This window comes from Acidilutibacter cellobiosedens, assembly GCF_004103715.1.
In the GTDB taxonomy this organism is placed as follows: Bacteria; Bacillota; Clostridia; order Tissierellales; family Acidilutibacteraceae; genus Acidilutibacter; species Acidilutibacter cellobiosedens.
Genome location: NZ_CP035282.1, coordinates 2887118 through 2910341, shown reverse-complemented (window position 1 = coordinate 2910341; position 23224 = coordinate 2887118). Strand labels below are relative to the sequence as shown.

The following is a 23224-nucleotide window of genomic DNA, read 5'->3' as shown; positions in this document are numbered from 1 at the left end:
ATAGAATGTTTATATAAAGGGGGAGTAAGATGAAAAAGTGGAGAAACAGATTTATTATATTTGTTTGTTTAATTGCCGCCGTTTTTTGTGGAGTATATACAGTTTATCGCGTTCGGCAGGAAAAAATGGAGACAAGCTCAATATATGAAGACAAATCGGAAGAATTAACTGCAGTTCAACAAGAAGAAGTTTATTCTGAACTTAAAGAAGCTACTATTCTTGCAGCCGGCGATATAATGTTTCATGAACCTCAAATAAGAGCTGCTTACAATGAGGGAAATGATACTTATGATTTTAAAGATACATTTAAATGGGTCAAGCCTTATATTTCTTCCTCGGATCTATCCATAGCAAATCTTGAAACGGTTACAGCAGGAAAACAATATGGATATAAAGGTTATCCAAATTTCAATTCTCCCGAAGAAGTAATCGAGGCATTGAAGTATGCCGAATTCGATGTTCTTTCAACGGCCAATAATCATAGTTTGGATCAGGGGAAAAATGGAATAATTTCTACTATAGATAATATTGAAAAGTATGGACTTAAAAATTTCGGGACATATAAAACGCCGAATCATTCTGTACTTATAGAAAATGTAAATAATATAAATATAGCTCTTCTTTCTTATACATATGGATGTAATGGAATGGAACAAACCTTGAGTTCAGAGGAATTGGGTTATATGATAAATCTTATTGACGAAGAAAAAATCAGATCGGATATAGAAGAAGCTAAAAAACAAAAAGCGGACTTAATAGTTGTGTTTATTCATTGGGGAAATGAATATCAACGCAGTCCCAATGAAAATCAGATTTCCTTGGGAGAAAAAATGGTTAAATGGGGAGCAAATATAGTATTTGGAAGCCATCCCCATGTAGTTCAAGGATCACAGATTATTAAGAAAGATGGAAAAAATAATTTTATTATATATTCCCTGGGAAATTTTTTGTCGAATCAGAGATTGGAAACAGTTGATAATAAGTATACGGAAGATGGTGTAATGGTACAAATTCAAGTAGAAAAAAATTATGAAAGAGACGAAACCATTATTAAAAATATTACATATATTCCTACATGGGTGCGTAAATATAAAGATGGAAATAAATTAAAATATGAGATAATTCCGGTAAAGGAATTTTTAGATAATAAGGAAGAACAGGGACTTTTGACTACAAAGGAATATACAAGGATAGAGGACTCATACAAAGATACAATGGATAAAATGATTAAATAACAGAAAATTATTAACATTTTTTAATCTTAATATTAAATTTTGATATCAATATAATATTCCTATTAAAATTTATTTAAATTAACATTTATTTGTTATATAATAGATTATAGATTGTAATAATATTTAATCAAGATGGAATAAAGAGGTGGGAACCTATTGCAATACATGAAAGAGCTCTTTATGAATATTAGAATCAGAGATATTATCGATATTTTAATAGTAGCCTTTGCCTTTTATAAACTTTTCATGTTAATAAGAGAAACCAGAGCAGAACAGCTTATAAAGGGAATTTTAGTGCTTTTTATTGCGACAAAAGTTAGTGAGTGGCTGGAGTTGTATACAGTTTACTGGATATTAGATAAAACTATGACTGTTGGAGTTATAGCTATTCTTATTGTGTTTCAGCCTGAACTCAGAAGAGGATTGGAATACATTGGCAGGAGCAGATTTTTTACTAAATCTTTTGTTGAAATAGAGGATGAAAGTTTAAATAAAATAATGGATGAAATAGTGGATGCAGTTGCTTCTCTTGCAAGGCAAAAAATAGGAGCCTTAATAGTGATGGAAAGGGAGACCGGTTTAAATGAAGTGGTAGAAACCGGGACCAAAATAGAAGGAAAAGTTTCCAGCGGTCTTCTTATAAATATTTTTATTCCTAATACTCCCCTTCATGATGGTGCGGTAATTATAAAAGAAGACACAGTCAAAGCGGCAGGATGTTTTTTGCCTTTGACTGAGAATGCATCGCTGAGTAAAGAATTGGGGACAAGGCATAGAGCTGCATTAGGTATTTCGGAAAGATCCGATTGTATTGCAATCGTGGTTTCGGAAGAAACAGGAGCGATTTCTGTTGCGGAAAATGGAAGCTTATCAAGGTATTTGGACGTAAAAACATTAAAACAAATACTTATGGATATGTATAAATATAAGGATCAGAAACAAATTTTCTTGTTGAAGTGGAGGCATAAAGATGAGCAAGGAAAAGAACAATAACCTCACTATCAAAATCTTTGCTTTACTCATTGCTATTGTTTTTTGGAGCTATGTAATGAATGATGTAAATCCGAGAATTACAAAGGAATATAGAAATATAAATGTTGTTTATTCTCAAACCGAGCAGTTAAAAAAATCTGGAATAGTAGTTACATCTCCTGAGGAAATAAAGGTGAATGTGAAAATTGCCGGCAGGAGAAATGATATATTGGCTATTACGGATAAAGATATAACTGCAAAAGTAGATTTAAGCGGGTATTCTGCAGGTAAAAAGAGAGTTTCCATAGATGTTGACGTTCCGAGCAAAGTGGAACTGGTGGACTATAGTCCTAAGGAGGTATTGTTCGATTTTGATAATATTGTAAATCGTGAAAGACCTGTTACAGTTGAAACTACCGGGAAGGTGGCCTCAGGATATATTTTGGCTGATAAGGAAATAAGGCCCCAGTCTGTTTTTATAAAAGGTCCGAAAACTTTGGTGAACCGTGTTTCAGAGGTAATTGCTTATGTGGATGTATCTGAGAGTACTAAAGATCTAAATGTGACAGTTCCCATAAAGTTAGTGGATGTAGATGGAAAAGAGGTAAATGGGTTAGAAAAAGAACCTAATGTAGTGGATGTGTTTATTCCTGTCAAGAGGGTAAAAACTGTTCCTATTGAAATTCAAACTGAGGGGAGTGTCCCGCAAGGATATGAAATGGGAAACATAAAAGTATTTCCGAGTACCGTAAAAATAATGGGAGACGAGGATGAACTTGCCGCTGTTAAATCTATTAAAACTGAAGTTGTGAATATCAGCACTTTTTTAGAAAAAGGAAGTGTAGAATTAAAGCTTATAATTCCGGAAGGAATAGAACTTGCAGAGCCGTCCATAAAACCATCTGCTGATATTGATATACACAAAATAATTGAAAAAACCATGGAATATAATTTGGATGAAATTTCAGTCAATAATTTGGGAGGAGGATTGTCTATCGATAATAATGCAACTGCGCCTTCTCATATAGCTGTAACGGTAAAAGGGTCCGATAAAATTATAGAACCGTTGACTAAAGAAGATTTGCCTCTTTTTATAGACTTAGATGGTCTTGGAGAGGGAGCTCATACGGTTCCCGTTAAGGTAAATGAAATAAATGGCGTGGAAATCGTGAATATTAATCCATCGGAAATCCAAATTCATCTAAAACAATAGAAGGGGGAATATCGTATTGAGAGAATATATACTCGCTATAAATCCGGGTTCTACTTCAACAAAAGTAGCTATATTTAAAGGGGAGGAAAATATAAGGGAGTATAAAATTGAGCACAGTATTGAGGAGATTGAAAAATTTGATAAAGTTTCCGATCAATATAGTTATAGGTTGAAATTAATTTATGAGTGGCTAAAGAGGGAAAAAATAGATACAAATATGCTGTTGGCTGTAGTAGGACGAGGAGGTCTGTTAAGGCCTATGCCAGGAGGCACATATTTAGTTACGGAGAAGATGATAGATGATTTAAAAATAGGAATTCGGGGAGAACATGCAGCTAATTTAGGTGGAATGCTGGCAAAAGGAATAGGCGATAAGGAAGGCATAAAATCATATATCGCAGATCCTGTTGCTGTAGATGAATTTGAGGATATAGCAAGAATATCCGGATTGGCGGAAATAGAAAGGATATCGTTGGTTCATGCTTTAAATATAAAAATGGTTTCTTACAGACGAGCCGGTGAAATAGGAAAGAAGATAGAAGATGTGAATTTTGTGGTAGCACATATGGGCGGAGGAATATCTGTCGCTCCTTTTAAGCATGGAAAGATAGTTGATGCAAATAATGCCAGTGAGATGGGGCCTTTTTCTTCCGAAAGAACAGGGGGTCTTCCTGTCGGAGACTTAGTTGATATGTGTTATTCTAAGAAATATACACTTAAAGAAATGAAGCTGAAGATTAAAGGAAAAGGTGGTTTGGTAAGTTATTTAAATACCAATGATGGCAAAAAAGTTGAAGAGATGATAAAGAAAGGTGACAAAAAAGCAGAGCTTGTATATAGTGCCTTGGCATATCAGGTAGGAAAAGAAATTGGTGCAATGGCTACAGTTTTAAACGGAAAGGTTGATAATATTATATTGACCGGTGGGTTTGCATATTCGAAATTTTTAGTTGAAATAATAACAAGCATGGTAAAATTTATAGGGGAAGTAGTTGTTTATCCCGGAGAGGATGAAATGAGAGCATTAAACCAAGGGGTACTGAGAGTGCTTAAAGGGATTGAAAAAGAGAAAATATACGAAGACGAGGTGGATTTTTGATGGCAAAAAGTTTTAAGGAATTATTGGATTTAGCTAAAAAAAATGGTGCAAAAAAAATTGCGGTTGCTGTTGCGGAAGATTTTGATGTATTAAGTGCTGTAAAAGAAGCTTATGATCAAAATATAGTAAAACCTATCTTAATAGGAAATGAAGAAAAAATTAAAGATGTAGCAAAGAAAGTAAAATTGAATTTAGATGGTATTGAGATTATCGATGAAGTGGAAAGCATAGAAGCATGTAGGAAAGCAGTATCCATTGTGAGCTCTCAAAAAGCCGACATATTGATGAAAGGGCTTGTGGATACTTCTATTATTATGAAACAAGTTTTGGACAAGGAAATTGGTTTGAGAACAGATAAGGTTATAAGCCATGTAGGAGTATTTTGCGTTCCTACTTACCCTAAGCTGTTTATTTTAACGGATGCCGCAATGAATATTGCTCCGAATTTGGAATATAAGAAAAAAATACTGGAGAATGCAGTAGAATTTGCTCACAGTTTGGATATTAAAAATCCAAAGGTTGCGGTAGTATGTGCTAAAGAGAAAGTTTATAAAAAAATGGAATCAACTATTGATGCTAAGGAATTGGAAGATATGAATAAAAGAGGAGAGATAAAGGATTGTACAGTTATTGGCCCTCTGGCTCTTGATAATGCTGTATCAAAAGAGGCTGCAATTCATAAGGGAGTGGATAATCCGGTTTCTGGAGATGTGGACATATTTTTGATGCCTAATATTGAAGCCGGAAATATAATGTATAAAACTTTAACGTTCTTGGCTAAAGCACAAAATGCTGCTGTTATAGTCGGAGCAAAATCACCTATAGTGTTAACTTCAAGAACTGATACTGCGGAAACAAAGTTAAATTCAATAGTATTGTCAGCTCTTATGGTATAAAAATGTCAGAAGGGAGTTTAAAAATGAAAAAAGAATTTAAAATTTTAGTTATTAATCCCGGTTCTACATCTACTAAAATTGGGGTTTTTCAAGATGAAAAATTGTTATTTGAGGAAGTTTTAAGACATTCAACAGAGGAAATTTCAAAATATGAAAGAACTTACGATCAATATGCTTTCAGAAGGGATATAATAGTTGAAACTTTAAAGAAGAACAACATACCTTTGAAATCTTTGGATTGCATTGTAGGAAGAGGTGGAATGTTAAAACCTGTTGAAGGCGGGACTTATGAAATAAACGAAGCTATGATTGAAGACTTAAAAGTGGGAGTTCAGGGAGACCATGCCTCTAATCTGGGAGGAATAATTGCAAAGGAAATAGGAACGGAGATAGGAGTACCTTCCTATGTCGTAGACCCGGTAACAGTGGATGAAATGGAGGATATAGCAAGGATATCCGGATTGGCGGAAATTAAGAGGAGAAGTATAGTTCATGCTTTAAATCACAAAGCTATTGCACGTAAATGGGCTAAAGAAAACGGTAAAAAGTATGAAGAGGCAAATTTGATTATAGCTCATTTAGGTGGGGGAATATCGGTAGGCGCTCATAAAAATGGTAAAATAATAGATGTATTCAATGCTCTTTATGGAGACGGGGCTTTTTCACCTGAAAGATCGGGAGGACTTCCTGTAGGAGACCTGGTTAAACTTTGTTATTCGGGGAAATACAGCCACAGTGATATGAAGAAAATGATTAAAGGCAAAGGCGGAATTGTATCATATTTAGGAACCCAGGATGTAAGAGAAGTGAAAAAAATGATTGAAAAAGGAGATAAGAAGGCCGAGCTGATATATAACGCTATGGCGTATCAAGTCGCGAAGGATATAGGAGCATGTGCGGCAGTTTTGAAAGGAGAAGTTGACGGAATATTACTTACCGGAGGAATTGCTCATGATAGTGATTTTACTGCTTTGATAGAGGAGAGAGTTAAATTTATAAGCAAAGTATATGTATATCCGGGAGAAGATGAATTAGATGCTCTGGCTTTAGGCGGACTAAGAGTGTTGAGGGGAGAAGAAATGGCAAAAGTATATAAGTAGGAGCTGATCTGTTATGTTAGATGATAAAAGGATAAGAATAGTTACAGGTCATTATGGTAGCGGAAAAACGGAATTCAGTGTTAACTATGCGGTAGAACTTGCTAAAATAAAGAGAAAAGTCGCATTAGTTGACTTAGATGTAATCAATTTATATTTTAGAAGCAGAGAAAAATCTTCGCTTTTAGAGAATATGGGCATAAAGGTGATTTCGAGTTCAATAAACGCCCCTGCTGTGGATATTCCCGCCATATCAGGGGAGGTATATGCTCCCCTTGAGGATGAAAGCTACGATGTAGTTTTGGATTTAGGAGGAGATCCGGCAGGAGCAAGAGTTCTGGGAAGATATGAGGAGTTTTTTGTAAATGGGAAATATGATATGTTTTATATACTTAATGCCAACAGACAGGAAACGAGTACCGCCGATAAGGCTATAGAATATTTAAAAAGAATAGAAAATATGGCAAGGATAAAGGTTACAGCCTTAGTCAATAATACCCATATGCTTAAAAGTACAACTGTTGATGATTTACTTAGAGGTCAAAAAGTAGCATTGGAGGTATCGGAAAAATTGGATATACCAATTAAATATATATCAGTAATTAAAAATGTTGCAGCCCTTTTACCTAAAGATATGAAGGGTGAAATATTCCCTATGGATTTATATATGAGGGAAGAATGGATGGTTTAAATTAAAGGAGGGGTCAAAATGGCAAAAGTTAAAGGGAAAGTGATATTCAAGGAAAACATTTGCAAAGGTTGCGGGCTTTGTACGACCGTCTGTCCGATGAAAATCGTATTACTTGATAAGGAAAAAATTAACTCGAAGGGTTATCACCCAGCAACAGTGAAAGAAATGGACAAGTGTATAGGTTGTGCAAATTGCGCGACAATATGTCCTGATGTTGTTATTACAGTAGAACGATTTACAGAATAATAATTTAAGGAGGGTTAATTATGGCGAAAGTTCTCATGAAAGGAAATGAAGCTGTTGGCGCTGCAGCTATCAAAGCCAATTGTAAGTATTTTTTCGGATATCCTATAACGCCTCAAAGTGAGTTACCTGAATATATGTCAAGAGAATTACCAAAAGTAGGAGGAGTGTTTTTACAAGCAGAAAGCGAGATAGCTGCAATTAATATGGTTTATGGGGCAGCAGGATCCGGAGCAAGGGTTATGACCTCATCTTCAAGTCCGGGGATTTCTCTTAAACAGGAAGGAATTTCATATATTGCGGGAGCTGAACTTCCATGCTTAATAGTGAACATGATGAGAGGCGGTCCGGGACTTGGAAGTATTCAACCTTCTCAGACCGATTATTTTCAGGCTACAAGAGGAGGCGGAAATGGAGACTACAGATTGGTGGTTCTTGCCCCTTCAAATATTCAGGAATTAGTTGATTTGGTAATAGAAGGATTTGATATAGCAGATCAGTACAGAAATCCTGTAATGGTTCTGGGTGATGGAATGATTGGACAAATGATGGAACCAGTCGAGTTTAAAACTCCTAAAAAGAGAGAATTGCCAAAGAAGGATTGGACAACTACAGGTACAGGAGGTAAGAGAAAACCTAATATTATTAATTCTCTGTATCTGGCAGCCGAAGCATTGGAAAAGCATAACAATGAAATTCAGAAAAAATATGCCATTATAAAACAGAATGAAGTAAAAGTAGAGTCATATAATATAGAGGATGCAGACGTAGTAATTGCCGCTTATGGAACAACTTCAAGGATTGCCAAAACAGCAATAGCAAAACTTGAAAAAGAAGGATTTAAGGTTGGGCTTATCAGGCCTATAACCTTATGGCCCTATCCTTATGATGAATTTAAAAAGATTAACAGTAAATGTAAAGGTATATTAACAATAGAGATGAATACAGGACAGATGCTGGATGACGTAAAAATTGCAGTAGAAGGAAAGTTCCCTGTTTATTTCTATGGAAGAACTGGAGGAATGGTGCCTACACCAAATGAAATGGTAGATCAAGTGAAAAAAATTATGGGAGGTGAAAAGTAATGGCAATAGTATTTAGCAAAACAAGAGGATTAACTGACGTCCCAACCCATTACTGTCCCGGATGTACCCATGGAATAGTTCATAGGCTGGTGGCCGAATGTCTTGAAGAACTGGGAGTATTGGATAATGCCATAGGAGTGGCACCGGTAGGTTGTTCTGTATTGGCATATAACTATTTTAACTGTGATATGCAAGAAGCGGCTCATGGAAGAGCACCTGCTGTAGCTACTGGAATAAAAAGAATTCAACCGGATAAATTCGTATTCACCTATCAGGGTGACGGGGATTTGGCATCTATAGGAACAGCAGAGATAGTTCATGCCGCTCATAGAGGGGAGAAAATTTCAACTATATTTATTAATAATGCCATTTATGGAATGACAGGAGGACAAATGGCTCCTACTACATTGGTCGGCCAAAAAGCGACTACGGCACCTTATGGAAGAGACGAAGCCCTTTGCGGAAGACCAATAAGGATAGCGGAGATGCTTGCGACAATACATGGAGCGCAGTTTGTAGAAAGAGTGGCCGTTAATAGTCCTGCACATATAAGAAATGCAAAAAAAGCCATAAAGAAATGTTTCCAGACTCAAATAGACAGAAAAGGGTTTGGAATTGTAGAGGTTCTTTCTACCTGTCCTACTAACTGGGGGTATTCTCCTGCGGATGCAATGAAATGGCTTGAAGATAATATGATACCTTATTATCCTTTAGGCAACTTTAGAACTCCAGAGGAGGTGGAAAAATAATGGAAGAAAGATTGGTTGTAGCGGGATTTGGCGGACAGGGAGTAATGGCAATCGGTCAGCTTTTAACTTATGCGGGTATGATAGAAAATTATAATGTTTCCTGGCTTCCTTCTTATGGACCTGAAATGCGTGGAGGCACGGCAAACTGTAGTGTAATAATAAGCGGCGAAGCCATAGGCTCACCGTTAGTAGTAGAATCTGATTCGGCAATAATAATGAATAAACCATCCTTAGATAAATTTGAAAAGGATGTATTGCCAAATGGAAAATTATTTATAGATTCATCCCTTATTGACAGGAAATCATCAAGAAATGACATAGACGTATATTATATTCCGGCAAACGAAATTGCCAACAGTCTGGGGAATGATAAAGTTTCAAATATGGTTATGCTGGGTGCTTACTTGGAAATAACAAATGCAGTAAAGGTAGAATCTGTTTTAAAGGCTTTTACAAAAGTATTTGGAGAAAGAAAGGCTAAGTTTATTCCATTAAATAAAGAAGCTCTGGAAAAAGGTGCCGAGGCTGTGAAGAATCAAAGAAAGGTATTAGTATAATAGTATAAAATAAAAAAGAAAGGGAGTGTCGCAGAACTGCCGAATAAGTGGTTAGAGATGCTCCCTTTTTTCTGTAAATTAGAAATTGACTGGTATTATCCGTTTACCTTGATTTATAGTTGACCTAAAATGGGTTTAAAAAAAGGTTTTCTTAGTTTATTAATGTCCCGTCATGATTTTTAAAATTTCTTTATCGGTGCTTTTCATGCCTTCTCTGGCCATTCGCCCCACATTGGAAATTGTATTGTCTACTCCCTTTGTAACGATTCCGTCTCCGCTTCGAAATTGCTGACCGTTTTTATACATTTCGTAGCCCAATATCCCTGCATCTACAGATGCAGCAATCTTAGCAGCACATGACGGCTTTGCCCCATCACATACGATTCCCGATACGATAGCGAGGGCATTAACAATAGTATGAGCTATTTCTTTGTAACCTCCTCCATGAAGATATGCGATTCCTGCACCTGAACCGCACCCTGCACAGACAGCTCCGCAAAAAGCAGACAGTCTTCCTATACCCGTTTTCTGATAAATTGTAACTAAATCGGAAAGTGCCACAGCACGATATAATTTATCCTCTGATACATTAAGCTCTTTTGCATATTCTATTACCGGAAGAACTGCCGTTATCCCTTGATTTCCGCTCCCAGACACGATAATTACCGGTTTTTCGCAACCCCCCATACGAGCATCGGATCCTGCCGCAGCGGCAGCTTTTGCTCTCATGGCAATATTTGTACCGTAGGTTTTTAATATTGTTTTTCCGACATTAGCTCCCCAATTATGTTTCAGTCCTTCTTCAGAAATAGTACTGTTATAAGCAATTTGTCGGCCTATAGGTTCTCTGAAATCTTCAATATCGGCAATATTAGCAAATTTAACGATATCTTTTATGTTTAAAAGCCCTTGATTAGAAAAATTATTATCGGGATTTTCTGTTCTTTCAGCTTGAAATAGTACTTTTCCATTTAATTTCATTTGAGTAATATTAGTATGATATCCTTCAATAATGACTTCACTCCATTGGTCGCCATTTTGCAATATAATATCAATATAAAAAATCATATCGTTATCTGCTGGCACTACGGCAATAGGGTGACTTAAGAGATATTCGCGGATTTTGGGTTTCATTTCTTTTGTAATATTGGATAGTACCTCTAATTTCTTAGACGCATCCCCTGCTATTATTCCCGCGGCAACAGAAGCTTCGATTCCCTTTAAACCGTTAGTATTTGGGACAACAACACTTTTTACATTTTTGATTATGTTTCCGCTGACTTCTATTCTACATTGTTCGGGTAGTTTTCCCAAAAGTTCCATTGCCTTTGCGGCTGCATAGGCGATGGAAATCGGTTCTGTGCAGCCCATAGCCGGCACTAATTCTTCCCGTAAAACTTTTAAATAGGATTTATATTGAGCATCATCTTTTTTCATAAGTACCCCCTGATTTATATTTTATTGAAAAGGTTTTCGTAACATTTTCAATAAATTTTTTTGACTTTTACTTTACAATATTTTTCATCTATCATTATATCACTCCACTTGTTTAAAAATCTATTAATTTTTTGTTGAAAATTTCCTGATTTCGAAGCGGCAGTCCAAATAATAAATTGTATAAATACTGTAAGTAAATAGTTCGAAAAATTTGGTAATTTTTTTAATAAAATAATTGCAAAATTAATTAATTTAGTATATAATATATCTAATAAGATAAATTTGTTAACTTTTACTGCTATTTATTTAAAGACTTTTCTTATATATTTATACCTTATATTATATCTTGTAAATTTTCTAATTTTAATAATTTAAGTATTACTAATTTGTGATATTATTTTTTTTAACTTAAATATTTTTCAATTTTTTCCAAATGATTTTAATGATATTGATTATTATTTTTATTAAAATAATAAATTTTATAGGGCATTAGTTAACATTTTAACAATAAATTTAATATTTGCTTAATTCTGAAATTCAGAGAAGCGGGGGAACCAATTAAATGGGGTGAATCCATATGGTAGGGCAAGCCCTTTTGCCCGAATCCGACAGCTAACCTCGTAAGCACTAAAGGGGAAGTAATTCTTATATAAAGACTATGCTTCCATAGTCTTTTAATTTTCCCTCATGTTTTACAACCCATAGGAAAATCTTAAATTACCTTAATGTGAACTTTTCATAAAATGGATTTCCAAGAAAGGTTTCCTCAATATATGACTTTTTAATAAGAGCCCTTTATAAGTAAATACCAGTTTAGATTATGACAGAAAATAAATTTAAAGGAGGAAATTGCATGAATAAAAAAATACGATATTCAGTGTTAGGAGCAGGAAATGGGGGCATAGCAATAGCCGGATATATTGCTATGAAAGGATATGAGGTAAATTTATATAATAGAACTGAAGAAAATATAATGTCATTAATCAAGAATCCAATTATACATTTAACCGGTGAGATAGAAGGTTGCGGACGGTTAAACAAAGTTACTGATAATATAAGGGAAGCTATAGAGAATACGGATATAATTATGGTTACGGTTCCTGCTGTAGGTCACAAATTTATTTCTCAAAACATAGCACCTTACTTAGAGGATGAACAGATTATAATATTGAATCCGGGAAGAACAGGGGGAGCATTAGAAGTATATGAAAATATCAGAAATTCCGAATGCACTGCTCAAGATGTAGTCGTAGCAGAAGCTCAATCCCTTATATATGCATGCAGGATAACCGGAAACAATGAAGTTCATATATTCAAAAGCAAAAAAGAGGTATCTTTATCAGCCATACCTGCGAGCAGAACCGAAGAAGTAATTTCAAAAATTTCACCCATATTTTCTCAATTCATACCTGCCAAGGATGTAATGGAAACAAGCTTAAATAATTTTGGAGCCATATTTCATCCGGCACCTACTTTATTAAATAGCGGTCATATAGAAAGAGGCATAACGTTTGATTATTATACTGAAGGAATAACTCCATCTGTAGGAAGGTTTATTGAACGGATGGATAAAGAGAGAATGGAAATAGCTGATAAGTTAAACATAGATACTATGTCTGCAAAAGACTGGCTATATGAAACTTATGGCTCAAAAGGAGATACCTTATATGATGCTGTTCAAAATAATCCGGCCTATAAAGGGCTTAAATCTCCTAAAGGTCTTAATATCAGATATATTTACGAAGATGTTCCTTGTAGTCTTGTTCCCATGTCATCTTTAGCAAAGCAATTAGATATAGAGACTCCGGCAATAGATTCAATTATAGTTCTTTCAGAAATAATTACCGGAAAAAATTTCTGGGAAGAGGGAAGAACAGTTAAAAAATTGGGATTGGAAGGACTGGATAAATTTCAAATACACCATTTGGCCAGAACGGGAAAATTATTAGATAATAAAGAAGGAGTGGTTGCCTAATGAAAAAAATGTCTCTTTGTACAATAGGAAATTGTGTGCATGTAGCCGGTGTAATGAACTTTTCTGCTTTAGCGGAGAGGGAAGGATATGAAGTAGATTTTATGGGAATATCTTTACCTATTGATGATGTGATTGAAAATGTAAAATGTTCCGATCCGGATGTAATAGGGTTAAGCTATAGATTAAGTCCGGAGCCTTTGGAAGCTATTCTAAATGAGTTAAAAGAGAAATTGGAGAAATCAGATTTGAAAGATAAGATATGGCTCTTTGGGGGAACGGAACCGACAGGGAAGGTAGCCGAAAAAAGTGGTATATTTAAGAAAGTATTTTATGGAGGTGAAGACGTAGACGAAGTAATATCCATTTTGAGAAATAAAAAATTAAGAGTGGAGGAAACGTATCCCAGAGATTTAATATCAAGGATTAATTGGAAATATCCATATCCTGTACTAAGACATCATATAGGACTTTCATCGGTTGAGGAAACTGTCAGAGCTATTGATAAAATATCGGATTCAAAGGTTCTGGATGTAATATCCATTGCTCCGGACCAAAATGCTCAGGAATACTTTTTTGACCAGGACAAAATGGATTCGAGGTTAGATGGAGCAGGAGGAGTTCCGCTAAGGACAAAAGAAGATTTCTCGAAGTTATATGAAGCAGCTCAGAAGGGGAATTATCCTCTGATGAGATGTTATAGCGGAACAAAAAATTTGATCAAGTACAGTGAAATGCTTCAGGAAACTATTCATAATGCCTGGTGTGCTGTCCCCTTGTTCTGGTACAGTGAGTTAGATAAAAGAGGACCCAGAAAAATAAAAGAAGCAATAAGGGAAAATCAAAAAGTTATGAAGTGGCATGGCCAGAGAAATATACCTGTAGAGGCAAACGAATCTCATCATTGGAGTTTGAGAGATGCTCATGATGCTGTAGGAGTGGCTACGGCTTATTTGGCAGCCTATAATGCAAAGAAAATGGGAGTAAAAGATTATATTTCACAATATATGTTTAACGTTCCTGCATCAATATCTCCTAAGATGGACTTAGCCAAGATGTTAGCAATGATAGAGCTTATTGAAAACTTAGAAGACGAGAATTTTAGGGTTTACCGTCAAGCGAGAGCCGGCCTCGCAAGTTTTCCTACTAATCTATACCAGGCAAAAGGACAGTTGGCATCATCTGCTTATCTATCTATGGCTATAAAACCTCATATATACCACGTAGTAGGATATTGTGAAGCTCATCATGCGGCAACAGCAGATGATATAATAGAATCCTGTATGATAGTTAGGGGAGTTTTGAAAAATATATTCTTGGGAGATATAAATATGGTTGACGATATAGATGTTCAGAGAAGGAAGGCTCAGCTTATAAAAGACGGCAGCATAATAATAAATTCCATTAAGAGTCTATCTAACAGTTCAAAAGATCCTCTAACAGATCCTGTTATTCTTGAAGAAGCGGTTAAAATAGGTATTCTTGATGCACCTCATTTAAAAGGAAATAGTGCTGCATGCGGGAAATTAACTACAAGAATTGTAAATGGAGGAATGTACCCCTTTGATGAGAAATTGAACAGGGTAATTACTGAAGGAGAGAGAATTGAAAGAATAATGGCCGGAGATATTGATTATGAAATAAATATTTCATAAAAATAGCTATAGAGTTTTAAAATAAACTATTGACTTTTTTTTGAATATGAATTATTATGAATGTATAGTAATTTAGTATGAATTAAATTTTAAACGCTATGATCAAGGAAAGTATGATATGAAAGATATACAGAGAGGAGTTCAGGCGGTGAGAGAACTCTATAGTTGGACATATCAAAAGTGCTCTTGGGAGTGTTAAGTCGAAACCGTAGGGAAAGTAGACTGTTACGGAATTCTTCCGTTATAGAGATAAGGCATGAAAGTGCCGGATTTAAAGATGGATGTTTGTTCATCTAAACAGAGTGGGACCGTGGAAGCAAAACTTCTGCCTCTGAAATTGTTTATTTCGGAGACAGAAGTTTTTTTGTTTCAATAAATTTAATGCTTTTTAGTAATTCATAAAATAATAATATTTTGTGAATGAAGAAAGGCTTCCATTGAGACATTAATATATTAAGGAAACCTTTCTTAAAACCCATTTTACGAAAAATCTATATTAAGGTAAACAGGATTTTTCTATGGGTTATAAAAAAGCTTAAAGGGCATAAATTTAGTATTAAAATATTAATTTGGAGGGATTTAAATGACAGTTGCAACAAATGTATTAGAGCTAATAGGCAACACACCTATCGTCAAATTAAACAAATTGGTAGGGAAAGATTATGCGGATATATATGTAAAACTTGAATATTTTAATCCGGGTGGAAGTGTTAAAGATAGGCCAGCACTATATATGATTGAAAAAGCTGAAGAAGAGGGAAAGTTAAAAAAAGGATATGTAATAGTGGAACCAACAAGCGGAAATACCGGAGTAGGTCTTGCCATGGTAGGTGCTGCAAAGGGATATAAAGTTATTCTTGTTATGCCGGAAACTATGAGTATAGAAAGAAGAAATTTATTCAAAGCTTTTGGAGCAGAGGTTGTTTTAACTCCTGGCTCAAACGGGATGAAGGGAGCAGTAGATAAAGCAGAAGAACTTGCAAAGCAAAATTCAAATTATTATATACCTTATCAGTTTGGCAATGAAAATAATACTCTTTCCCATATTGAAACCACAGCTCAAGAAATACTCAAAGATCTGGGGAGTAACATAGATGTATTTATTGCAGGTATAGGTACAGGAGGCACAGTTACAGGAGTAGGGAAGGTTCTAAAGGAGAAGAACAGTAATGTGAAAATAGTAGGCGTAGAGCCAAAATCTTCACCTTTATTGTCTGAAGGAAAAGCAGGTCCTCATAAAATACAAGGAATAGGAGCTAACTTTGTTCCAAGTATACTGGACCTTGATTTATTGGATGATATAAATACGGTATTTAATGAAGATGCCATTGAAACTACAAGACAACTGGCAAGGGAAGAAGGGATACTTGTAGGAATTTCATCGGGAGCAGCGGTCTATGCAGCACTACAATGGGCAAAGAAATTAGGAAAAGGCAAAACTGTATTGGCTATTGCTCCGGATAATGGAGAGAGATATTTAAGTACGGGAATATTTAGCTAAAATCAATTTATTTGTTGAAGTATTATTATCATAAAATTTACAAAACTAAAAAATAATACGGATTTTTTAAAATCCGTATTATTTTTTTAACTATATGAAAATTCCATTTATCCTAATTTGGATTTTCCGTAAGATGAGTTTCAAAAAATTTGGAGGAGTTAATTTATATTAAAAAAGAAACTTACAATTTTAAATATGTTACAAAATTAAATTGTTAAAATTCATTAGCTTCATTCTTTAATTGATATTCAAACTCGTCTTTAATTTCTTTCAACAATTTTTTATTTAAAATTAATTTTAATCCTGTTAAAGCCAATGTTTTAGCTCCTAATAAGAGGGCTCTGTCACCATCCTTTGAACGAGCGGCTTCCCTAAATTCTATTGTATGTCCTACTAAATTGTCAGGACCTATTTTAACTGAAGGCTGAATAGTTGGCACTACGTGACTGATATTTCCAACATCACTGGATCCACTGGCTTTATTTTCCGGCGAATGAATATCTAAACCAAAGGATTCTCAGATTTCTTTAAAAACATCGTCAAATTTTTTATTAGGCAGAATATTATCAACTGAATTTTGAAATTCAATAATATTTACCTTTGCTCCGGTAGCAAGAGCGGCACCATTAGCAATGCCTTTTATTCTTTGAGTGACTTTGTCGCATTTAATTTTTGTATCTGCTCTTATGAAAAAGCGGGCTTTGGCATATTCAGGTATAATATTAGGCGCATCTCCACCATGGGTAATTATTCCATGAATTCTTACATCACTTGTTACATGCTGACGCAGAGCATTTATCCCATTAAATAAAAGTATAACTCCATCTAAGGCATTAATCCCCTTTTCGGGAGCTGCTGATGCATGAGCGGATTTTCCTATGAATTCAAAATCAAGGGGATTTACCGCAAGAGATTTTCCTGTAGTATATGTTTTATTTCCGGGATGAACCATTAAACAAGCATCGATTCCTTTCAATAGATTATGCTTTACAAAACTTCCTTTGGCACTTCCGTTATTTCCTCCTTCCTCGGCAGGAGTGCCTAAAACTACAACTTTTCCTCCCGTTTCGTCCAATACTTTTCCTAAAGCAATTGCTGCCGCGGCACTACTGACTCCTATGATGTTATGGCCGCAAGCATGACCTAATTTAGGAAGTGCATCATATTCGGCTAAAAATCCAATGGTAGGCCCCGATAAATGAGAAGATTCCTTTTTTGCAATAAATCCTGTGGGATGACCTGCTACATTTTTTTCTACGCAAAAACCTTCTGATATTAAAAGCTGTGTTAATAGATTACTGGCCAAGATTTCCTCATTTCCTATTTCAGGGTGATCGTGAATCTCATGACTTATGGAAATATACTTAGAACTATTGGATTCTACATCTTTTAAAATCTTTTGTTTTATTTCTTCTGACATTTTAAGCATCACCTTCTTCTGACATATTATGAAAATGAAAAACCTCTTCTTAATTTAAAGTAAGAAGAGGTTTATATCAAAAGATGATACATTCGCTCTTCTTATCTTCCAAGCTATAAAGCTTGCTGGAATTGGCACAGCATTCTCTAATGAAAAGAATCCGCTGCCGAAGTTTCATAGGGCCAGTCCCTCCACCTCTCTGGATAAGAAGTTTTTCATATTCAATTATTAATAATGAATTATACAAGCATTATTTAAAAATGTCAACAAATTTTTTTATAATCCATCGTCACTTTACTTTATAGCATATAAGGCTTAAATAGGGTATAATGGATTAAATAACAAAATAATAAGAAATATTTTAAGTACAATTTTATGTGGCAGCTAAACGTTAAAATATAAAATTTAATGTTTAGCAAAGAAGGAGAATAAGATAAGTATGAAAAGGAACAAGGATAAAGTATATAATTTTTTAAAAGTTATGTCTTTAGATTTGTGTAATAACAAAAAGAGAGGTGTAACTGCCAGCGAAATATCAAAAGAATTAAATATCAAAAGAAATGTTGCAAGTCATTTGCTGAATGAATTGTATATGGAAGGCAAAGCAATAAAAATTAATACGAGACCTGTTTATTTCATAGACAGGGATGCCTATGAAAATAATTCTATATTGCAGAAAACGATTGGTCATGTGGAAATCGGAAGAGGAACGGCAGTTGAAAAATACGATCCCTTTGACAAGATAATAGGAAGTCATGGAAGTCTTAGAGAACAGGTCAAAATGTGCAAGTCGGCTGCTACATATCCTCCTGACGGTCTTCCCCTGCTTCTTATAGGAAATAGCGGTACAGGTAAAAGTTTTATGGCACAAGTTATATATGAATATGCAAAGAATAACAAAATAATAGCCGAAGATGCTCCTTATGTCATATTTAATTGTGCAGAATATGCAGACAATCCGGAATTGTTGTCGGCAAATTTATTTGGTTTTGTGAAAGGTGCTTTTACAGGTGCTGATAAGGATAAAATAGGGTTGTTGGAGGAAGCTAATGGAGGTTATTTGTTTTTAGATGAAGTTCATAGGCTGACTCCGGAAGGACAGGAGAAACTTTTTTTATTTCTTGATAAAGGAATATTCAGAAGATTAGGAGAGTCTAACAATTGGAGGTCATCAAAGGTTAGATTTATCTTTGCTACGACGGAAGAACCGTCTTTGAGTCTTATTAACACATTTTTACGTCGTATACCTTTAGTTGTAAGCATACCGGATTTGTTCAGAAGGCCTGTTCAGGAAAAATTGCAGATGATATACAATTTTTATCAGGAAGAATCAAAAAATATCGGAATAGATATTGTTGTCAGTAAACAGGTGATGGATGTTTTATTAAAGATCAATATATCGGGAAATATAGGAAAACTGAAGAATGCAATCAAATACAGTTGTGCGTCGGCTTATGGTGCATATGTAATGGACAGTGTTAAGATATTGAAAATACATTTATACGATTTACCTGCAGAAATTAAGACCAAAGTTGATTTTATTTTAACAGGAAGTATATTCAGCAGCATGTTTGTATCTAAAGATATACCTAAAGATTATGCCCCCAATGATATATTTGAAGATTCCACGATAAATAAAGAAACAGAGGTACTGCTTGATTCTATTCGGGATTATAAGAATAATAAAACCGATATACGGAATTTCAAGAAAAAAATGACGACAACCATAGATAAAGTTTTAGATAAAATTATATTTGAAGATATAGAAAATTATAATGACACTGTTTTTTATAATGAAACTAAGAAGGTTATACAGAATATTTTGAAAATTATGGAGAACTTATATGGAATCAGATATTACGGCAATGCATCCATCGTTTTTACATATTTGATAAATATAATGTATGATGGTATTACAAAAAAACTCGAAGGTAACTATGACTTTGAGGCTGCTTTGAATATTATAGAAGATGTTTTCCCAAAGGAATTTTTAATTGCAAAAAAGATGACAGGACTTATTGAGGTTAATCTTGATATGAAAACCGACAGATTAATATTAATTTATTTTACATTATATATAAATACATTTAACCAAGAAAATAACGGGGAAAATATTACCGCTGTAATTATTTCTCACGGATATTCTACAGCGAGCAGTATTGCAAGCGTTGCAAACAGGCTTCTGAGGCAGTTTATTTTTGAAGCTTTTGATATGCCTATAGAAATGTCTATTCAAGAGATTATGCATAAAATATGCAGTTATCTAAAGGGCATAAATACGTCTTCAGGGGTTATTATATTGGTGGATATGGGTTCTTTGGAGGAAATATACAGATCCATTGGGGATATTGTAAATGGAGATATAGGGATTGTGAACAATATTACTACTCAATTGGCCATAGGAGTAGGCAACAAGATAATAAGAGGAGAAGAATTAGAAAAAGTTGTATCGGAATCTGTAGCTGAAAATAATAATAGGTATAAATTTATTAAATATAACAGAAACAAAAAAGATGCCATAATCGTGACTTGTATGACCGGAATAGGAGTCGCGGTAAAAATAAGGGATTTATTTGCCAAATGCCTCATGGATAACAATATAGAAATAATTGCCTATGACTATAATAAACTTAAAGGAAATGGAACCGAAGATAAAATATTTAAGGAATATGAAGTAAAATTGATAATAGGGACGATTAATCCAGGGATTCAAGAGATTCAGTATTTGTCTTTGGAAGATTTAATACTCAGCAAAGGCTACAGTGCTCTTAAAAAGGCACTAAAAAATATTGCAGGTAAAGAAGATGTAGAGAAGATTAATCAGGCTATAGTAAAATTATTTTCACTGCAAAATGTTATAGAAAATATAACTATATTAAATTCCAACAAAATAATCGATCAGGTTGAAATTATAATAAATGATCTTGAGCGAAGACTAAAAAAGTATTTCACCAATGATTTAAAGATAAGTTTGTATATCCATATAAGCTGTCTTATAGAAAGATTGGTGATGAAGGAACCCATAATGTCATATAAAGGGCTGGATGAATTTAAACAGTGTCATGGACAGTTTATAAATTATGTTGATGAATCTTTTAGTGTCATAGCCGATGTTTACAAAATAGAAATACCTGTATCAGAGATTGCCTATATTTATGATATAATTAATTTAAAAATAAGTGATTTAAAGTTATAAAAAGTTGAGTAAATATTGAAATACTACAGTTTAAAGGTGTCTAATATTGAATTGAGGCACCTTTTTTTATTTGTTTTTTTATTATATTTATATGTTACACTGGTTGGTATGAATTTTGCGGTAGATAAATACCAAAAGGAGATGAAAATATGCCAATTGTATTGACAAGAATTGATAACAGGCTTATACACGGACAGGTTGCTGTATCCTGGTGTTCGGAGGTCAATGCTAATTTAATAGTAGTAGTTGACGACAAGGTTTGTGGAGATAAGACTCAGCAGCTGCTGCTGGATATGGCTGCTCCTCACGGAGTAGGTACTCGTTATTTTAGTATTGAAGAAGCTATTAAGAAACTGCCAAAGGCGGGACCGAACCAAAATATTTTTTTAATAGTAAGAGATGTAAGCATCATTATTAAGCTTATTAAAGGAGGTATTCCTATTAAAGAAGTAAATGTCGGGAATATGCATTTCAAGGAAGGTAAAAAACAAATATCTTCTGCTATTTCAGTTGATGAAGAAGATATCAAGGCTTTTAAAAAGTTGGGAGAGATGGGCATTAAATGTGAAGCTAAAAGGGTACCGACTGAAAACGGAACCGATATGATGAAATTAATAAAGGAGGCGGAATGATGTTATTAAAAGTACTGTTAATATCCATATATTCGGGGATATGCGGTTTGGATAGTGATAATGGTAATCTACAGATTTATAGGCCTCTTGCGACTGGGGCAATAATTGGGCTGATTCTTGGGGATGTTCAAAAAGGATTAATTGTTGGGGGTACTTTGGAATTGGTATTCCTGGGAGTAATGGCAATAGGAGGAGCGCAGCCTCCAAACAGTGTCATTGGAGGAATATTGGGAACTTCCTTTGCAATACTGACGAATGTTGATGCTAAAGTTGCAATCGGAATAGCTGTACCATTTTCTATAGCCGTTCAGGCCATCAGCAATTTAATATATACCGCAAATGCCGGATTTATTCATAAAGCTGATAAATATGCTGAAAAAGGCGATACGAAAGGTATAGAACTAATGAACCTTGCCGGAATGATTCCAATGTTTACTTTCTTTTTCTTAATTGCTTTTTTGCCTTTATATTTTGGGGCAAGTACAGCTAAGGCGGTGATCGATTCCATACCTGCCGTAATCCTTGATGGTCTTCAGGTAGCCGGAGGAATGATGCCGGCCGTAGGTTTTGCCATATTGCTTAAAATAATGCTGAAAAGGGATTTGGTTTATTTTATGTTTCTGGGATTTGTGCTGGTAACTTATTTTAAATTATCTATAATAGGTGTTGCAATTATAGCGGTTATAATAGCGGCTTATACTTACTATAACGGAAGATCGGATGATGATGGAGATAAGGGGGTTATTTCAAATGACGGAATCTAATAATGAAAAAGGTTTATTAACAAAAAAAGATTTAAATAATATGGCATGGAGATCTTTTTTCCTTCAATCCTCTTTTTCTTTTGAAAGAATGCAGGCGGGAGGATGGGAATATATTTTAATGCCGGCTCTAAGGAAAATTTATAAAAACAACCCGGAGAAATTAAAATCCGCATTGAAGGATCATTTAGAGTTCTTTAATATAAATCCCTTTGTGGTTACTCCTGTTGCGGGTGTTATAGCAGCTATGGAAGAAAAGGGTGAAGACAGGGAAGCCATACGAGGCGTTAAGTATGCTCTAATGGGACCTTTTGCAGGAATAGGAGATGCTCTTATATGGCTTACGATATTTCCCATTTGTCAAGGGTTAGGAGCTTCTCTTGCTATACAAGGTAATATTGCGGGGCCAATATTATCCCTTGTTTTGTTTAATGTACTGCATTTTGTACTCCAATTTGGAGGAATAGGATACGGTTATAGAAAAGGATTAAGTGCGTTGTCGAAGCTTAGAACTGGGACAAAGCAACTTTCTAAATTGGCTTCCATTGTTGGTCTTACAGTACTGGGAGCGTTGATTGCTTCATATGTAAGCATGAGTACACCTCTTGTGATAAACGCAGGTAAAGTATCAATAAAATTGCAGGAAGATGTTTTGGATAAAATTATGCCTAATATGATTCCATTGGCTTTTACTTTTTTAGTTTATTGGCTTCTGAAAAAAGGATTAAAGCCGTCTTATATATTTGGAATTATTATAGTGTTTGGAATAGTTACTAAGTACTTTGGAATTTTTTAGAAAATAAGGGACTATAG

Annotated in this window: 21 protein-coding genes and 2 riboswitches; of the genes, 18 read left to right on the top strand and 3 right to left on the bottom strand. The window is 34.6% G+C overall.

Annotated features, from left to right (window positions below):
- The first annotated feature begins 29 nt into the window (after nt 1-29).
- The 11 genes from EQM13_RS13970 to EQM13_RS13920 all read left to right on the top strand — a co-directional run bounded on the left by EQM13_RS13970 (nt 30) and on the right by EQM13_RS13920 (nt 9837).
- A complete protein-coding gene (locus EQM13_RS13970; RefSeq protein ID WP_114218464.1) occupies nt 30-1235 on the top strand; it encodes a CapA family protein in 1206 nt (401 codons plus the stop codon).
- A gap of 180 nt (nt 1236-1415) precedes the next feature.
- Nucleotides 1416-2228 carry a diadenylate cyclase CdaA gene (gene cdaA, locus EQM13_RS13965; protein WP_240662940.1) on the top strand — a complete coding sequence of 271 codons (813 nt, stop codon included), beginning with the start codon at nt 1416-1418 and terminating at the stop codon, nt 2226-2228.
- Entirely contained in the window at nt 2206-3420 is a 1215-nt protein-coding gene (locus EQM13_RS13960) for a CdaR family protein (RefSeq protein ID WP_128753022.1), read from the top strand. The genes cdaA and EQM13_RS13960 overlap by 23 nt, the downstream gene beginning before the upstream one ends.
- Before the next feature lie 16 nt (nt 3421-3436).
- A complete protein-coding gene (buk, locus tag EQM13_RS13955; protein ID WP_128753021.1) occupies nt 3437-4519 on the top strand; it encodes a butyrate kinase in 1083 nt (360 codons plus the stop codon).
- A complete protein-coding gene (locus EQM13_RS13950; RefSeq protein WP_114218468.1) occupies nt 4519-5415 on the top strand; it encodes a phosphate butyryltransferase in 897 nt (298 codons plus the stop codon). The genes buk (EQM13_RS13955) and EQM13_RS13950 overlap by 1 nt, the downstream gene beginning before the upstream one ends.
- A gap of 23 nt (nt 5416-5438) precedes the next feature.
- The gene (gene buk / locus EQM13_RS13945) at nt 5439-6515 is read left to right on the top strand and encodes a butyrate kinase (RefSeq protein ID WP_128753020.1); all 1077 of its coding nucleotides are present in this window, start codon (nt 5439-5441) and stop codon (nt 6513-6515) included.
- Nucleotides 6516-6528: 13 nt separating this feature from the next.
- Complete coding sequence (locus EQM13_RS13940; protein WP_114218470.1) at nt 6529-7203, top strand: ATP-binding protein; 675 nt, start codon at nt 6529-6531, stop codon at nt 7201-7203.
- Nucleotides 7204-7221: 18 nt separating this feature from the next.
- Nucleotides 7222-7449, top strand: coding sequence for a 4Fe-4S dicluster domain-containing protein (locus tag EQM13_RS13935; RefSeq protein WP_128753019.1), 228 nt, complete (start codon nt 7222-7224; stop codon nt 7447-7449).
- Nucleotides 7450-7469: 20 nt separating this feature from the next.
- Nucleotides 7470-8531: a 3-methyl-2-oxobutanoate dehydrogenase subunit VorB gene (locus EQM13_RS13930; RefSeq protein WP_114218471.1), complete on the top strand. Its 1062-nt coding sequence runs from the start codon at nt 7470-7472 to the stop codon at nt 8529-8531.
- Nucleotides 8531-9280, top strand: coding sequence for a thiamine pyrophosphate-dependent enzyme (locus tag EQM13_RS13925; RefSeq protein WP_071140880.1), 750 nt, complete (start codon nt 8531-8533; stop codon nt 9278-9280). The genes EQM13_RS13930 and EQM13_RS13925 overlap by 1 nt, the downstream gene beginning before the upstream one ends.
- Nucleotides 9280-9837 carry a 2-oxoacid:acceptor oxidoreductase family protein gene (locus tag EQM13_RS13920; protein WP_114218473.1) on the top strand — a complete coding sequence of 186 codons (558 nt, stop codon included), beginning with the start codon at nt 9280-9282 and terminating at the stop codon, nt 9835-9837. The genes EQM13_RS13925 and EQM13_RS13920 overlap by 1 nt, the downstream gene beginning before the upstream one ends.
- A 159-nt stretch (nt 9838-9996) precedes the next feature.
- On the opposite strand, the gene EQM13_RS13915 is transcribed toward EQM13_RS13920, so the two are convergent.
- Nucleotides 9997-11274 (bottom strand): L-cysteine desulfidase family protein, encoded by a 1278-nt coding sequence (locus tag EQM13_RS13915; RefSeq protein WP_128753018.1) that lies wholly within the window; start codon nt 11272-11274, stop codon nt 9997-9999.
- Between the two features lie 511 nt (nt 11275-11785).
- A riboswitch (cyclic di-AMP (ydaO/yuaA leader) is annotated at nt 11786-11916 on the top strand.
- Nucleotides 11917-12127: 211 nt separating this feature from the next.
- Here EQM13_RS13915 and EQM13_RS13910 point away from each other — a divergent pair.
- The 3 genes from EQM13_RS13910 to cysK all read left to right on the top strand — a co-directional run bounded on the left by EQM13_RS13910 (nt 12128) and on the right by cysK (nt 16402).
- Nucleotides 12128-13249, top strand: coding sequence for an NAD/NADP-dependent octopine/nopaline dehydrogenase family protein (locus EQM13_RS13910; RefSeq protein ID WP_071140883.1), 1122 nt, complete (start codon nt 12128-12130; stop codon nt 13247-13249).
- Nucleotides 13249-14901, top strand: coding sequence for a cobalamin B12-binding domain-containing protein (locus EQM13_RS13905; protein WP_128753017.1), 1653 nt, complete (start codon nt 13249-13251; stop codon nt 14899-14901). The genes EQM13_RS13910 and EQM13_RS13905 overlap by 1 nt, the downstream gene beginning before the upstream one ends.
- Before the next feature lie 583 nt (nt 14902-15484).
- On the top strand, nt 15485-16402 hold the full coding sequence (cysK, locus tag EQM13_RS13900; protein WP_128753016.1) for a cysteine synthase A: 918 nt from the start codon (nt 15485-15487) through the stop codon (nt 16400-16402).
- Nucleotides 16403-16616: 214 nt separating this feature from the next.
- On the opposite strand, the gene EQM13_RS18755 is transcribed toward cysK, so the two are convergent.
- Both EQM13_RS18755 and EQM13_RS13895 read right to left on the bottom strand, forming a co-directional pair.
- The gene (locus EQM13_RS18755; protein WP_240662939.1) at nt 16617-16841 is read right to left on the bottom strand and encodes a hypothetical protein; all 225 of its coding nucleotides are present in this window, start codon (nt 16839-16841) and stop codon (nt 16617-16619) included.
- Nucleotides 16842-16919: 78 nt separating this feature from the next.
- Complete coding sequence (locus EQM13_RS13895) at nt 16920-17822, bottom strand: M20 family metallopeptidase (RefSeq protein ID WP_240662938.1); 903 nt, start codon at nt 17820-17822, stop codon at nt 16920-16922.
- A gap of 98 nt (nt 17823-17920) precedes the next feature.
- Nucleotides 17921-18032, bottom strand: a riboswitch (SAM riboswitch).
- Between the two features lie 229 nt (nt 18033-18261).
- Here EQM13_RS13895 and EQM13_RS13890 point away from each other — a divergent pair.
- From EQM13_RS13890 to EQM13_RS13875, 4 genes are all read left to right on the top strand, one after another.
- Nucleotides 18262-21018 (top strand): sigma 54-interacting transcriptional regulator, encoded by a 2757-nt coding sequence (locus tag EQM13_RS13890; protein WP_128753015.1) that lies wholly within the window; start codon nt 18262-18264, stop codon nt 21016-21018.
- Nucleotides 21019-21167: 149 nt separating this feature from the next.
- A complete protein-coding gene (locus EQM13_RS13885; protein ID WP_128753014.1) occupies nt 21168-21650 on the top strand; it encodes a PTS system mannose/fructose/N-acetylgalactosamine-transporter subunit IIB in 483 nt (160 codons plus the stop codon).
- Nucleotides 21650-22414 (top strand): PTS N-acetylgalactosamine transporter subunit IIC, encoded by a 765-nt coding sequence (gene agaW, locus EQM13_RS13880; protein WP_128753013.1) that lies wholly within the window; start codon nt 21650-21652, stop codon nt 22412-22414. The genes EQM13_RS13885 and agaW overlap by 1 nt, the downstream gene beginning before the upstream one ends.
- Complete coding sequence (locus tag EQM13_RS13875) at nt 22401-23207, top strand: PTS system mannose/fructose/sorbose family transporter subunit IID (RefSeq protein ID WP_128753012.1); 807 nt, start codon at nt 22401-22403, stop codon at nt 23205-23207. Before agaW ends, EQM13_RS13875 begins: the two co-directional genes overlap by 14 nt.
- Nucleotides 23208-23224: the final 17 nt, after the last annotated feature.

Coding starts and splice junctions, on each gene's coding strand:
- EQM13_RS13890 (WP_128753015.1), top strand. CDS start 18,262: ATGAAAAGGAACAAGGATAAAGTATATAATTTTTTAAAAGTTATGTCT.
- EQM13_RS13960 (WP_128753022.1), top strand. CDS start 2,206: ATGAGCAAGGAAAAGAACAATAACCTCACTATCAAAATCTTTGCTTTA.
- EQM13_RS13940 (WP_114218470.1), top strand. CDS start 6,529: ATGTTAGATGATAAAAGGATAAGAATAGTTACAGGTCATTATGGTAGC.
- buk (WP_128753020.1), top strand. CDS start 5,439: ATGAAAAAAGAATTTAAAATTTTAGTTATTAATCCCGGTTCTACATCT.
- EQM13_RS13915 (WP_128753018.1), bottom strand. CDS start 11,274: ATGAAAAAAGATGATGCTCAATATAAATCCTATTTAAAAGTTTTACGG.
- agaW (WP_128753013.1), top strand. CDS start 21,650: ATGTTATTAAAAGTACTGTTAATATCCATATATTCGGGGATATGCGGT.
- EQM13_RS13875 (WP_128753012.1), top strand. CDS start 22,401: ATGACGGAATCTAATAATGAAAAAGGTTTATTAACAAAAAAAGATTTA.
- cdaA (WP_240662940.1), top strand. CDS start 1,416: ATGAATATTAGAATCAGAGATATTATCGATATTTTAATAGTAGCCTTT.
- EQM13_RS13930 (WP_114218471.1), top strand. CDS start 7,470: ATGGCGAAAGTTCTCATGAAAGGAAATGAAGCTGTTGGCGCTGCAGCT.
- EQM13_RS13905 (WP_128753017.1), top strand. CDS start 13,249: ATGAAAAAAATGTCTCTTTGTACAATAGGAAATTGTGTGCATGTAGCC.
- cysK (WP_128753016.1), top strand. CDS start 15,485: ATGACAGTTGCAACAAATGTATTAGAGCTAATAGGCAACACACCTATC.
- EQM13_RS13970 (WP_114218464.1), top strand. CDS start 30: ATGAAAAAGTGGAGAAACAGATTTATTATATTTGTTTGTTTAATTGCC.
- EQM13_RS13935 (WP_128753019.1), top strand. CDS start 7,222: ATGGCAAAAGTTAAAGGGAAAGTGATATTCAAGGAAAACATTTGCAAA.
- EQM13_RS13885 (WP_128753014.1), top strand. CDS start 21,168: ATGCCAATTGTATTGACAAGAATTGATAACAGGCTTATACACGGACAG.
- EQM13_RS13920 (WP_114218473.1), top strand. CDS start 9,280: ATGGAAGAAAGATTGGTTGTAGCGGGATTTGGCGGACAGGGAGTAATG.
- EQM13_RS13895 (WP_240662938.1), bottom strand. CDS start 17,822: ATGTCAGAAGAAATAAAACAAAAGATTTTAAAAGATGTAGAATCCAAT.
- EQM13_RS13950 (WP_114218468.1), top strand. CDS start 4,519: ATGGCAAAAAGTTTTAAGGAATTATTGGATTTAGCTAAAAAAAATGGT.
- EQM13_RS13925 (WP_071140880.1), top strand. CDS start 8,531: ATGGCAATAGTATTTAGCAAAACAAGAGGATTAACTGACGTCCCAACC.
- EQM13_RS13910 (WP_071140883.1), top strand. CDS start 12,128: ATGAATAAAAAAATACGATATTCAGTGTTAGGAGCAGGAAATGGGGGC.